The organism is Pseudomonas mandelii, assembly GCF_006438925.1.
Classification (GTDB): Bacteria; Pseudomonadota; Gammaproteobacteria; order Pseudomonadales; family Pseudomonadaceae; genus Aquipseudomonas; species Aquipseudomonas mandelii_C.
In genome coordinates this window covers 530,844-543,936 of record NZ_RCZA01000001.1, presented here as the reverse complement: position 1 = coordinate 543,936, position 13,093 = coordinate 530,844, and the positions used below count along the sequence as shown (strand labels likewise).

The 13,093-nt window shown below is 59.2% G+C and carries 12 protein-coding genes; all 12 read left to right on the top strand.

Annotated features, from left to right (window positions below; genetic code table 11):
* The first annotated feature begins 22 nt into the window (after positions 1-22).
* Positions 23-538: a type VI secretion system contractile sheath small subunit gene (gene tssB, locus EAH74_RS02590; RefSeq protein ID WP_129439931.1), complete on the top strand. Its 516-nt coding sequence runs from the start codon at positions 23-25 to the stop codon at positions 536-538.
* Between the two features lie 26 nt (positions 539-564).
* Complete coding sequence (gene tssC / locus EAH74_RS02585; protein ID WP_123367531.1) at positions 565-2,040, top strand: type VI secretion system contractile sheath large subunit; 1,476 nt, start codon at positions 565-567, stop codon at positions 2,038-2,040.
* A 13-nt stretch (positions 2,041-2,053) separates the two neighbouring features.
* Complete coding sequence (gene tssE, locus EAH74_RS02580; protein WP_008150080.1) at positions 2,054-2,461, top strand: type VI secretion system baseplate subunit TssE; 408 nt, start codon at positions 2,054-2,056, stop codon at positions 2,459-2,461.
* A gap of 10 nt (positions 2,462-2,471) precedes the next feature.
* Positions 2,472-2,996 carry a PAAR domain-containing protein gene (locus EAH74_RS02575; RefSeq protein ID WP_140675610.1) on the top strand — a complete coding sequence of 175 codons (525 nt, stop codon included), beginning with the start codon at positions 2,472-2,474 and terminating at the stop codon, positions 2,994-2,996.
* 11 nt (positions 2,997-3,007) lie between these two features.
* The gene (locus tag EAH74_RS02570; RefSeq protein ID WP_140675607.1) at positions 3,008-4,000 is read left to right on the top strand and encodes a DUF6402 family protein; all 993 of its coding nucleotides are present in this window, start codon (positions 3,008-3,010) and stop codon (positions 3,998-4,000) included.
* Positions 3,997-4,383, top strand: a complete 387-nt coding sequence (locus EAH74_RS02565) for a hypothetical protein (protein ID WP_140675604.1) — start codon at positions 3,997-3,999, stop codon at positions 4,381-4,383. The genes EAH74_RS02570 and EAH74_RS02565 overlap by 4 nt, the downstream gene beginning before the upstream one ends.
* Before the next feature lie 303 nt (positions 4,384-4,686).
* Positions 4,687-6,474: a type VI secretion system baseplate subunit TssF gene (gene tssF / locus EAH74_RS02560; protein ID WP_140675601.1), complete on the top strand. Its 1,788-nt coding sequence runs from the start codon at positions 4,687-4,689 to the stop codon at positions 6,472-6,474.
* Positions 6,438-7,445, top strand: a complete 1,008-nt coding sequence (gene tssG / locus EAH74_RS02555) for a type VI secretion system baseplate subunit TssG (RefSeq protein ID WP_033059313.1) — start codon at positions 6,438-6,440, stop codon at positions 7,443-7,445. The genes tssF and tssG overlap by 37 nt, the downstream gene beginning before the upstream one ends.
* Before the next feature lie 13 nt (positions 7,446-7,458).
* Positions 7,459-10,113: a type VI secretion system ATPase TssH gene (gene tssH / locus EAH74_RS02550; RefSeq protein WP_140675598.1), complete on the top strand. Its 2,655-nt coding sequence runs from the start codon at positions 7,459-7,461 to the stop codon at positions 10,111-10,113.
* A 10-nt stretch (positions 10,114-10,123) separates the two neighbouring features.
* A complete protein-coding gene (locus EAH74_RS02545) occupies positions 10,124-11,644 on the top strand; it encodes a sigma-54 interaction domain-containing protein (protein ID WP_140675595.1) in 1,521 nt (506 codons plus the stop codon).
* Between the two features lie 93 nt (positions 11,645-11,737).
* Positions 11,738-11,878 carry a hypothetical protein gene (locus tag EAH74_RS02540; protein ID WP_008150087.1) on the top strand — a complete coding sequence of 47 codons (141 nt, stop codon included), beginning with the start codon at positions 11,738-11,740 and terminating at the stop codon, positions 11,876-11,878.
* Between the two features lie 17 nt (positions 11,879-11,895).
* The gene (gene tagH / locus EAH74_RS02535) at positions 11,896-13,092 is read left to right on the top strand and encodes a type VI secretion system-associated FHA domain protein TagH (protein WP_140675591.1); all 1,197 of its coding nucleotides are present in this window, start codon (positions 11,896-11,898) and stop codon (positions 13,090-13,092) included.
* Position 13,093: the final 1 nt, after the last annotated feature.

Sequence of the window (13,093 nt, the reverse complement as noted above, 5' to 3'; positions counted from 1 at the left end):
CACAACCGCAAGGAGAATAGCCATGGCCAAAGAAGGCTCGGTAGCCCCCAAGGAACGCATCAACGTCACTTTCAAACCTGCCACCGGTGGTGCTCAGGAAGAGATTGAACTGCCGTTGAAACTACTGGCAATCGGTGACTACACCCACCGCAAGGACGAACGTAAAGTCGAAGATCGCAAGCCGATCAGCATCGACAAGATGACCTTCGACGAAGTGCTGGCCAAGCAAGAGCTGACCCTGACGTTGAACGTGCCGAACCGTCTTCAGGAAGAGGGCAGCACTGAAGAGCTGGGCGTGCAGCTGCGCGTCAACTCGATGAAGGACTTCAACCCGGCCAGCCTGGTTGAGCAAGTGCCTGAGCTGAAAAAACTGATGGAACTGCGCGACGCGCTGGTGGCCCTCAAAGGCCCGCTGGGTAACGCGCCTGCGTTCCGCAAAGCCATCGAAGGCGTTCTCGCCGACGACGAATCCCGCGGTCGCGTACTGGGTGAGCTGGGCTTGAACGCCGCCGCCCAGGACGCCCCCCAGAACGTCTGAGCCCCCATCAGTCAAGGAAGCCAACAATGAGCACTAGCGCAGCACAGCAAAAGAGCAAAGAGAACGGCGAATACAGCATTCTCGACAGCATCATCGCCGAAACCCGCCTGACGCCGGACGACGAAGCCTACGACATCGCCAAACGCGGTGTGTCGGCCTTCATCGAAGAGCTGCTCAAGCCGCAGAACAACGGTGAGCCAGTCAAGAAGGCCATGGTCGACCGCATGATCGCCGAGATCGATGCCAAGCTCAGCCGCCAGATGGACGAAATCCTGCACCACCCGTCTTTCCAGTCCCTGGAATCGTCGTGGCGTGGCCTGCAGTTGCTGGTCGACCGCACCAACTTCCGCGAAAACATCAAGATCGAAATCCTCAACGTCTCCAAAGACGACCTGCTGGACGACTTCGAAGATTCGCCGGAAGTGATGCAATCGGGCCTGTACAAGCACATCTACACCGCTGAATACGGTCAGTTCGGTGGTCAGCCGGTTGGCGCGATCATCGCCAACTACTTCATGTCCCCAAGCTCGCCGGACGTGAAACTGATGCAGTACGTGTCCAGCGTTGCCTGCATGTCCCACGCGCCGTTCATTGCGGCTGCCGGCCCGAAATTCTTCGGCCTGGAAAGCTTCACCGGTTTGCCGGACCTGAAGGATCTGAAAGATCACTTCGAAGGCCCGCAATTCGCCAAATGGCAGAGCTTCCGCCAGTCGGAAGATTCCCGTTACGTTGGCCTGACCGTGCCGCGTTTCCTGCTGCGCAACCCGTACGACCCGGAAGAAAACCCGGTCAAATCGTTCGTGTACAAAGAAACCGTCGCCAACAGCCACGAGCACTACCTGTGGGGCAACACGGCCTACGCGTTCGGCACCAAGCTGACCGACAGCTTCGCCAAATTCCGCTGGTGCCCGAACATCATCGGCCCGCAGAGCGGTGGCGCGGTTGAAGACCTGCCGTTGCACCACTTCGAAAGCATGGGCGAAATCGAAACCAAGATTCCTACCGAGGTTCTGGTTAGCGACCGTCGTGAATACGAACTGGCCGAGGAAGGCTTCATCTCCCTGACCATGCGCAAAGGCTCCGACAACGCGGCGTTCTTCTCCGCCAGCTCGGTGCAGAAGCCGAAGTTCTTCGGCATCAGCGCAGAAGGCAAGGCAGCAGAGCTGAACTACAAGCTCGGCACCCAACTGCCGTACATGATGATCGTCAACCGCCTGGCTCACTACTTGAAAGTGCTGCAGCGCGAGCAACTCGGTTCATGGAAAGAACGTACCGACCTCGAGCTGGAACTCAACAAGTGGATCCGCCAGTACGTGGCGGACCAGGAAAACCCAAGCGCCGAAGTGCGTGGCCGTCGTCCACTGCGCGCTGCCCAGATCATCGTCAGCGATGTTGAAGGCGAGCCTGGCTGGTACCGCGTCAGCCTGAACGTGCGCCCGCACTTCAAGTACATGGGTGCCGATTTCACCCTATCGCTGGTTGGCAAGCTGGACAAAGAGTAAGCGGAGCTAACTCATGACTGGATACGGCAGCCTTTTCGAACGCCTGGGTGGCGACGCGGACAAACGCGTCGGCTGGAGCCGCGAGGTCTCCGCCATGGCGTCCGTGGCTGCCCATCTGGCCAAGATGCTCAGCACCCGTGCGGGCAGCGTGCAAACGCTGTCCGATTACGGGCTACCCGATCTCAATGACATGCGTCTGAGCCTGCACGACTCCCTGAGTCAGGCCCGTCTGGCCATCGAAAATTTCATCGAAGCCTACGAGCCACGCCTGAGCAATGTGCGTGTCATCTCCCTGCCGCGTGACCACGATCAGCTTCGCCTGTCCTTCAGCATCGAAGGCCTGCTGGAAGTTGATGGTTTCAAGCGTCAGGTCAGTTTCGCCGCGCGCCTGGATGGCAGCGGTCAAGTCAAGGTCAACTAAGGAGATTCGTATGTCCGGCAAACCCGCAGCACGTGTCACCGACCCCACCGCTTGCCCGCTCCCCGGCCACGGCACCAACCCGATTGTCGCCGGTTCCGGCGACGTCTTCTTCGACGGCCTCGCGGCCGCCCGCCAAGGCGATGCCTCGGCGTGTGGTGGTGCGATGTCGGGCGGGTTGGCGACGACGGTTTTGATTAATGGAAAACCGGCTGCGACGGTTGATTCGGTTGGGACACATGGCAACAAGGTTACGGCCGGGTCCGGGACGGTGATTATCGGGAATTCGCATTCGCCGGTGCCGTTTGTGGCGCCGTTGCCGGTGGAGATTCAGTGGCCGTTCAGCCAGCACTTTGTGGTGCGTAATCCGAAAACCGGAGCGCCGGTTGCTGACCGCGCATACACCTTGCGTACGGCATCAGGCAAAGAGTTCAAAGGCGTTACGGATGCACAGGGTAAAACAGCCTCGATAGCGTCCCATTTGGCTGAAAGCGTCACGCTCACTTTCGAACCACAGTCTTCTATCGTGATTGCATAAGGGACCATCACATGTCTGCACCCGCACCTATAACGGCCCAGCTCACTCCTTCTTCTGACAAGAAGCCAGTGGAGGCGACTGTGGAAGATTTCCAGGTCACGGATATTCCAGGTGTGATGACGAAGATGGGCTGGAAGGAGAGCGCCCGAATCATGCAGCGGTGGCTAGATGGTGCACCATTTGTGATGTCTTCAAGCGAAAAACTGGGGCGTCTGGCGGTTGACAAGATTGCCCAGGAGAAGCTGTTCGATGATCTGAATTTTGATTGGCTCACCACTGCTTCGCCCCACACGGGCCAAGTGATCAAAGAGCTGATCGGTAAAGTGACAAATCCCAGCCAATACAATGAACTTATCGGTCGTCAAAAAGGTTTGACGCAACTGGCGCCAGGTCTTTTGCAGTTTATGACGTGTATGAGGTCACTGGGAGTGCTCGATGAGGCAAATCAGGATCTTGTAAAAGGCACTTATGACTACAGCGCTTTAAGCGCAAGGGCATTGGAAAGCGTTACACAATATAACTTCAGACCTATCGGGACATCGACATCGGAAAAAAAGAACAATCCTTTAGATGACGTGTACGGAACGTTGGGAGGGTTTGTCGTTAAGTTTGCAGTTACGAAGTTTAGCACCACGCCTAAGACCAAAAAAATGGCGGCCACACTGCACATTGAAGAGATTGGATGTTACATACGTGACACGTATGAGTTTTTGAACGAAGGCGGTGATGACCAGTTGCTTGGTTACTGGAACCATGATGGTGTGGTGAAGCCTAGCGTCTACGCATACTTTACTGCGCCGAAAACTTACGAGGTTGACGGGAAAGTTTATTTCAAGGTTACCAACGATAGTTATAACCAATATCGTCAGAAATATGGCAAGGGCGGTGATTTGTTCGTGTACTCAACTGTTAAAAAAGTACCTGTGTCTATTCACCATCGTTTTACTGCTGACGATTTTTCTGAGTTTTCGCAAAGATCTGTTAAGCCTAAGGTAGCGCCATGAGAACTGCTATTGGAAAGCGAGTATTCATTCTCTTGATGGTTGTGGCGCTACCGCTATTGGTCCTTCTTGGGTTGAAAGTGCAGAGCTCATGGACTGCAAAACCCTTGCGCACGGATTGGAATGATTCGGGCGAGTGTTATATCGCCACATATGCACCTGATTACAAAGTCCTGGGTGTCGTCGCTGGGCGTATCTTTAAATATTTCAGTAGTCCATATTTTTATCGTGTTTATACGAAGAATGATGAATTGTTGGAAACGTCTGAGTGGAATCTCTGGATGAGAGAAGGAAATGCCGGCGTTGCTCCAGAGTTTCGTGGTGAAATGATTGTGTACCCAGGCTCCGAAGGCTGGGAAAGTTGGATAATTCCAGAATGCCGCTGATATCCGGTTCTAAAATAAGATGGAAAACCCCGAGCGTGATGGGGTTTTCTTTTTATCGTTTTGTAGAAGCGTTATTGAAATTTTTTAAATATAAAAGCTCGCACAATGGATTTTCATTCTTGGCTTCCTCAGTTGTAGGTGCTGTTGTTCTTTACAGCTTTAATCACTGGGTGTTCAGTGAAACTTACTAATGATCCGTCGCGGAGCATTCAAAAAAATGAATGCTGCCCTAGTCCAATTTTTTTCAGGGTAGCGCTCTACAGGACAGTTTTTTCATGAGTTCCACTACCAGGAAGGTACCCCGTGTCCTTTAACCACTACTACCAAAGCGAACTCACCGCACTGCGCCAGTTAGGCCGCCGTTTCGCCGAGCGTAGTCCAGCGTTGGCGCCTTTCCTCGGCCAGGCCGGGCGGGATCCGGACGTGGAGCGGTTGCTGGAAGGTTTTGCATTCCTGACCGGTCGCCTGCGCCAGAAGCTCGACGACGAACTGCCGGAACTCAGCCACTCGCTGATGCACCTGCTGTGGCCCAACTACATGCGCCCGCTGCCGGCGTTCAGCATTTTGCAGTTCGATCCGTTGAAGCGATCGGGACCTGCGTTGATGGTCGAGCGCGACACGCCGGTTGAGAGTGTCCCGATCGATGACGTGCGTTGCCGCTTCCGCACTTGCTACCCGACCGAAGTCTTGCCGCTGGATCTGGCCGCGCTGAATTACTCGGTCAAGGGCGACGGTTCGCTGTTGAGCCTGCGTCTGGAGATGAGCGCTGACGGTCACCTCGGCGAACTGGAACTGAGCCGCTTGCGTCTGCATTTTGCGGGAGAGCGCTACATCAGCCAGATGCTGTATCTGAGCCTGTTGCGCAACCTGGAAGGCATCGAGCTGATCCCGTTGGACGGCGCCGGCAAGCCCATCAATGGTGTGAACGGCACGCCAATGGCATTCAAGATGCCCGGCGACCGCGTGCAGCCGGTGGGTTTTGCCGAAGAAGAGGCGTTGATCCCGTATCCGCTGAACACCTTCCGCGGCTATCGCTACCTGCAGGAATATTTCGCCTTTCAGGACAAATTCCTGTTCGTCGACATCAAAGGTCTGGACCTGCTCAAAGCCCTGCCGGAAGACACGCTCAAGCAGATGCGCGGTCTTGAATTGCGCTTCGATATTCGCAAGAGCGGCATCCAGCGCCTGCGTCCGACGCTGGACAACGTGAAGCTCTACTGCACGCCCATCGTCAACCTGTTCAAGCACGATGCATTGCCAATCCGCCTCGACGGCAAGCAGGACGAATACCTGCTGCTGCCAGCCGAATACGACCTGCAGAACTGCGGTGTGTTTTCCGTGGAAACCGTCACCGGCTGGAAGCCCGGCGGCCTCGGTTATCAGGAGTACGTGCCGTTCGAATCGTTCGAGCACGACCCGAGTTTCGACGTGCCCAACAGCCGTCCGCACTACAGCATTCGCCAGCGTTCGTCCTCGTTGCACGACGGCCTCGACACTTACCTGAGCTTCGGCATCCGTCACACCGAAGCCCACGAAACCCTGTCGATCGAGCTGATGTGCACCAACCAGAACCTGCCGCGCAAGCTCAAGCTCGGCGACATCTGCGTGGCCTGCGAAGAGACGCCGGAGTTCCTCAGTTTCCGCAACATCACCCCGGCCACGCCCAGTTATGCGCCGCCGCTGAACCGTGACTTCCTCTGGAAGCTGATCAGCAACATGTCGCTTAACTATCTGTCGCTGGCCGACGTCAATGCGTTGAAGGTGATTCTCGAAACCTACGACCTGCCGCGCTACTACGACCAACACGCTGAAAAAGTCAGCAAGCGCCTGCTGGGCGGGCTCAAGTCGATCAAACACCAGCATGTCGACCGCTTGCACCGAGGGTTGCCGGTACGCGGGTTGCGCACCGAGCTGACCATCGACCCGGAAGGGTATATCGGTGAGGGCGACCTGTTCGTTTTCGCTTCGGTTCTTAACGAGTTTTTCGCGCTTTACGCCAGTCTCAATTCGTACCACGAGTTGCGGGTAAAAAGCACACAGGGAGAGGTGTACCAATGGACACCACGTATGGGTCTGCAACCCCTGCTTTAAGCGGGCTGACCCGGGTAATACGCGAGTACTCGCTGTTTCAGGCGGTGCTGCTGGTGGTTGACCGGCTGCGCGAGGCGCACCCATACCTGAGCGAAGACGATCTGTACGACCAGCTGGAATTCCAGGCCAATCCGAGCCTGGGTTTCCCCGGCAGTGACGTTGATCGCGTGGAGTTTTTCGAAGAGCACGGGCAGATGCGCGCGCGTCTGCGTTTCAACCTGATCGGCCTGGTCGGTTCCGGCTCGCCGCTGCCGGCGTTCTACGGCGAACAAGCCCTGGGCGATAGCGAAGACGGCAACCCGACTCGCAACTTTCTCGACCTGTTCCACCATCGCCTGCAACGGCTGATGCTGCCGATCTGGAAAAAATACCGTTACCGCGCAAGCTTCCAGAGCGGCGCCCTCGACCCGTTTTCGTCGCAGCTGTTTGCGTTGATCGGCCTCGGCGGCGAAGAGATCCGCAGGGCCCAGGAGCTGAACTGGAAACGCCTGCTGCCGTACCTCGGCTTGCTCAGCTTGCGGGCGCACTCGGCGGCGCTGATCGAGGCGGTGCTGCGGTACTACTTCAAACATGCAGAGCTGACCATCGAGCAGTGCATCGAGCGCCGCGTCGAAATCCTCGACGAGCAGCGCAATCGCTTGGGCCGCGCCAACAGCCTGCTCGGCGAAGACCTGGTGCTGGGCGAACACGTGCGCGACCGCAGCGGCAAGTTCCGCATCCACATCCGCGAACTCGACTGGCAACGCTTCCACGAATTCCTGCCAATCGGTTTCGGCTACCAACCGCTCTGTGCGCTGGTGCGGTTCACCCTGCGTGACCCGCTCGATTACGACATTCGCCTGGTGCTGCGCCAGGAAGAAATCCGCGAACTGCGCATCGGTGAGCAGAACGCCTGTCGCCTGGGATGGACCAGTTGGCTCGGCCGCGAAAAAGCGGACGGCGTGGTGACCCTCGGCAGCAAAATTCATTAAGGACGTGAGACCTATGATCAACGTAGACCTGCAACAACTTATCCAGGCGCTGGACGCCGAAACCCGTCGTGACCTGGAAAGTTCGGCCGAACGTTGCGTCGCCCGTGGCGGCAGCAAAATCCTCGTCGAAGACTTGCTGCTGGGCTTGCTGGAGCGCCCGCAAGGCTTGCTCGCACGCGCGCTGCAAGACGCCGAAGTGGATGCCGGTGAGCTGAGCGCCGCGTTGCAATCGCGGATCGAGCACAGCGCTTCGCGCAACCCGGTGTTCGCCCCGGAACTGGTGCAGTGGCTGCAAGATGCGTTGCTGGTGGCCAACCTTGAATTGGGCCAAAGCCAGGTCGAGCAAGCCGCGTTGATCCTCGCGTTGTTGCGCAACCCGATGCGCTACGCCGGCAGCCGCTACCAGTCGTTGCTGGCCAAACTGAACATCGAGCGCCTGAAAGAATTCGCCCTGTCGCAGAAAGAACAACCGGCGACGGGCAAACCCGCTGTGCCCGGCGAATCGCTGCTGCAGCGCTTCACCCACAACCTGACCCAACAAGCCCGCGACGGCAAACTCGACCCGGTGTTGTGCCGCGATGGCGCGATCCGTCAGATGGTCGACATCCTCGCCCGTCGCCGCAAGAACAACCCGATTGTGGTCGGTGAAGCCGGTGTCGGTAAAACCGCCATCGTTGAAGGTCTGGCCTCGCGCATCGCGGCGGGTGAAGTGCCGCAAGTCTTGAAAGGCGTTGAGTTGCTGTCGCTGGACATGGGCCTGTTGCAGGCGGGCGCCAGCGTCAAAGGTGAATTCGAACGTCGCCTCAAAGGCGTGATCGACGAAGTCAAAGCCTCGCCGAAACCAATCATCCTGTTCATCGACGAAGCTCACACACTGATCGGCGCGGGCGGCAATGCCGGCGGTTCCGACGCGGCCAACCTGCTCAAGCCAGCCCTGGCCCGTGGCGAGTTGCGCACCATCGCCGCCACCACCTGGGCGGAATACAAAAAATACTTCGAAAAAGACCCGGCCCTGGCCCGTCGTTTCCAACCGGTGCAACTGCACGAACCGACCGTCAGCGAAGCGGTGACCATCCTTCGTGGTCTGGCGCAGGTCTACGAGAAGAGCCACGGCATCTACCTGCGCGATGACGCGGTGGTTGCAGCGGCCGAGTTGTCTGCTCGCTACCTCGCGGGCCGTCAGCTGCCGGACAAAGCCGTCGATGTGCTCGACACCGCGTGCGCTCGCGTGCGCATCAGCCTCGCCGCCGCACCGGAAAGCCTTGAACGCCTGCGTGGTGAACTGGCTGAAGGTGGTCGTCAGCGTCAGGCCCTGCGCCGTGATGCCGAGGCCGGTCTGCTGATCGATCACGAAGCGCTGGACGCTTTGGAAGATCGCCTGGCCGAAGCTGAAGACGAAATGGTCGTGCTGGAAACTCTTTGGACCGAGCAGAAAGAACTGGCAGAGCGTCTGCTGGACCTGCGTCAGCAACTGGCCAAGGCCCGCGAAGCTGCCGCCGTCGAGCCCACTGTCACGGTTGAGGAAGACGCCGAAGGCACCGTGATCGAAACGCTCGAAGCCCCTGTGGACGAAGCGCAAAGCGTCGCATCCCTGGAAGTCGCGCTGAACGAAACCCACCGCGCCCTGACCGAACTTCAGATCAAAGAACGTCTGGTGAGTTTTGAAGTCTGCCCGCGTCTGGTCGCCGAAGTGATCAGCGCCTGGACCGGTGTGCCATTGGCCCAACTGGCCCGTGAGCACAACGCCAAGGTCGCGAGCTTCGCCACCGATTTGCGCACCCGCATCCGTGGTCAGGAACAAGCCGTTCACGCACTGGACCGCTCGATGCGCGCCACTGCTGCCGGCCTGAACAAACCTGATGCGCCGGTCGGCGTGTTCCTGCTGGTCGGCCCGAGCGGCGTCGGCAAGACCGAAACCGCGCTGGCCCTGGCGGATTTGCTGTACGGCGGCGATCGTTTCATCACCACCATCAACATGTCCGAGTTCCAGGAGAAGCACACCGTCTCGCGCCTGATCGGCGCGCCGCCGGGCTACGTCGGTTATGGCGAGGGCGGCATGCTCACCGAAGCCGTGCGCCAGAAACCGTACTCGGTGGTGCTGCTCGATGAAGTCGAGAAAGCCGACCCGGACGTGCTCAACCTGTTCTACCAAATCTTCGATAAAGGCGTGGCCAACGACGGCGAAGGGCGCGAGATCGACTTCCGCAACACGCTGATCCTGATGACTTCGAACCTGGGCAGCGACCGCATCGCCGAGCTCTGTGAAAACGGCGCGCGGCCGTCGGCCGAAGTGCTCGAAGAAACCATCCGCCCGGTGCTGAGCAAACACTTCAAACCGGCGCTGCTGGCGCGCATGCGCGTGGTGCCTTACTACCCGGTGGGCGGCCCGGTGCTGCGCGAGCTGATCGAAATCAAACTCGGTCGTTTGGGCGAGCGCCTGAACCGCCGTCAGTTGGATTTCACGTTCTCTCAGGACCTCGTCGATCACTTGGCCGAACGCTGCACCCAGAGCGACAGTGGCGCGCGCCTGATCGACCATTTGCTCGACCTGCACGTGCTGCCGCTGGTGGCAGACCGCTTGCTCGATGCGATGGCCACGGGCGAAAGCCTCAAGCGTGTCCACGCGACGCTCGACGGCAACGCCAGCGTGACCTGCGAGTTCGCCTGAGGTGGGTGTGATGTTCACTCAAGTGCCGCAGCCGCTGGTGTATGCCGAAGCCTTGCTGGCGCAGTTCGCCAGCTTGTCGCGCGCGGCGGACGGTGCTGCGCTGCTGGGTGACTTCGTGCGCGGGTTGGCCGAGCTCAGCGGTTGCGAGTTGACGCAGCTGTACCTGCTGGACGCGACTCACACGTGCCTGGGGATGAACGCCGAATGCCTCAACGGCATCCTGCAACCCCGGGAAGCGACGAGCCTGCCGGCGGATTACAACGGTGAACAACTGCTGCAATTCGCCCTGTGCCAGAACCGCGTGGTGTGTCTCAGCGAGCTGAGCGGCAGCTTGCACGAAACCAGTTTCCTGCCACCTCAGGCCATGCCTTGGCAGTCGCTGTTGTGTGTGCCGCTGGTCAATCAGCAGAAAGCCGTCGAAGGCTTGCTGCTGTGCGCCAGTCGCCGGCACATCGACCTGCAAGGTTTTGCCGATTCCCTCGGTCAACTCGGTTCGTTCGTGCTCGGCCAACTGCATTTGCTGCAACGTCTGCGTCAGCCAACCAGTGATGCGCGGCCAGTGAAGGTCAGCGTTCCGAGTGCCAGCGGTTACGGTTTGATCGGCAAGAGTTCGGCCATGCGCCAAACCTATTCGCTGATCAGCAAAGTTCTGCACAGCCCGTATACCGTGCTGCTGCGCGGCGAAACCGGCACCGGCAAGGAAGTGGTGGCGCGGGCGATTCACGATTGCGGCCCGCGCCGTTCTCAGGCGTTCATCGTGCAGAACTGCGCGGCGTTCCCCGAGAACCTGTTGGAAAGCGAACTGTTCGGCTACCGCAAAGGTGCGTTCACCGGTGCTGATCGCGACCGTGCCGGGCTGTTCGACGCGGCCAACGGCGGCACCTTGCTGCTCGATGAAATCGGCGACATGCCGTTGTCCCTGCAAGCCAAGCTGTTGCGGGTTCTGCAGGAGGGCGAGATCCGCCCGCTGGGTTCCAACGACACTCACAAAATCGACGTGCGCATCATCGCCGCGACGCACCGGGATTTGTCGGTGCTGGTCAGCGAAGGCAAATTTCGCGAGGACTTGTACTACCGCCTCGCGCAATTTCCGATTGAGTTGCCGGCCCTGCGTCAGCGCGAAGGCGACATTCTCGACCTGGCCCGACACTTCGCCGACAAGGCCTGCTCGTTCTTGCAGCGCGATGCGGTGCGCTGGTCCGATGCGGCGCTGGATCACCTGTCCGGTTACGCCTTCCCCGGCAACGTGCGTGAACTCAAAGGCCTGGTCGAACGCGCGGTGCTGCTGTGCGAGGGCGGTGAGTTGTTGGCCGAACATTTCTCTCTGCGCATGGAGGCCATGCCGGAAGACAGCAGCGGCCTGAACCTGCGCGAACGCCTGGAGCAGGTCGAACGCAGTCTGTTGCTCGATTGCCTGCGCAAAAACGACGGCAACCAAACCCTCGCGGCCCGCGAACTCGGGCTTCCACGCCGCACGCTGCTGTATCGCCTCGGGCGCCTGAATATCAATTTGGGTGATTTCGATGGCTAGGCAAACGACCATCGATTTCACCTTATCCGCTTCTAACGGCGCCGCCCCAACGGGTCGGCGCTTTGTACTTTGTCTACCCCTGGAGACCCTCTGATGTCTGTTCGTCACTGGCAAGCCGTCCTGCTGACCCTCGTCGTTCTATGCGGCCTCGGCGGCTGTAGCGGCAATTACAAATACAACGACAACACCTATCGCCCATTGGGTGATCCGCAGGCGGTCAATCGCGGCAAGTGACCGCAAGGAGTATCACCATGGAACTGGTTTTCGAAATGCTCAACACCAAGCAGTTCGTGCCCACGGATTTGTGCCAGAAGACCTTCAAACAGGCCGGTGGGGTGATCGGTCGGGGTGAGGATTGCGACTGGATCATTCCGGACCGCAAGCGTCACCTGTCCAACCACCACGCGTTGATCAGCTACCGCGAAGGCACGTTTTTCCTGACCGATACCAGCAGTAACGGTATCCAGGACAGCGAAAGCGGCGCGCGCCTGCGCAAGGGCGAAGCGATGCGCATCGAGCATGGCAGCGTCTATGTGCTGGGTGACTTCGAGATCCGCGCGCGGCTGGTGCGCGACCCGGCGACCTTCGACGTTGAAGTCGGCCGTCCGCAAGTGGCAGGCAGCATCATTCCAGACGATGCGTTTCTCGATCTCGACCCGCTCAATGCCCTCGATCAGCAAGAGCGCGTGTATTCGGAAATCGACGAGCTGATCTCCCCGAACAACGCACCACAGGACACCCGTCAGCGCGCCGACTATGCGCGCATCGACATGGAAAGTCTGATGGTCCCGGAGCTGATCAACGCCCCGGCAGAGCCAGCACCCGCGCCACCGCCCAAAGCGGTCGAGCGTCAGAGTGAAGGTTTCTGGGAGCACTTCGGTGCCGCGTTGGGCGTGGACCTCAAAGGCCTCGACCACGATGCCCGCGAAGCCCTGGCGCTGAACGCTGCACGCCTGCTCAAGCAAAGCGTCGGTGGTTTGCAGCAGAGCCTGCGCACCCGCAGCGAACTGAAAAACGAACTGCGTCTGGCCCAGACCACTGTGCAAGGCACCCAAAAGAACCCGCTCAAATTTGCCGTCGATGCCGGCGAAGCGTTGGGCATTTTGTTGCAGCCGAACAAGCCGGGTCAGTTGCCGGCTGAGCAAGCAATCTCCCGTGCGTTCCGCGATTTGCAGGCGCATCAGGTGGCGTTGCTGACCGCCAGTCGCGCTGCCGTTCGCGGCACGCTGGAGCACTTCTCGCCACAGCAATTGACCCTGCGTTTCGAGCGCGACAACAAGCCGTTGCTCGCCACGTCGGGTAGTCGCTGGAGAGCCTACGGTCGTTATCACCAGGCCCTGCGTCAGGACGATGACTGGAGCGAGCGCCTGCTGGCCCGCGACTTCGCTCAGGCCTACGAAGAACAGATCCGCCTGATTTCCACCCTTCACACCGACCACCAAGGATGAT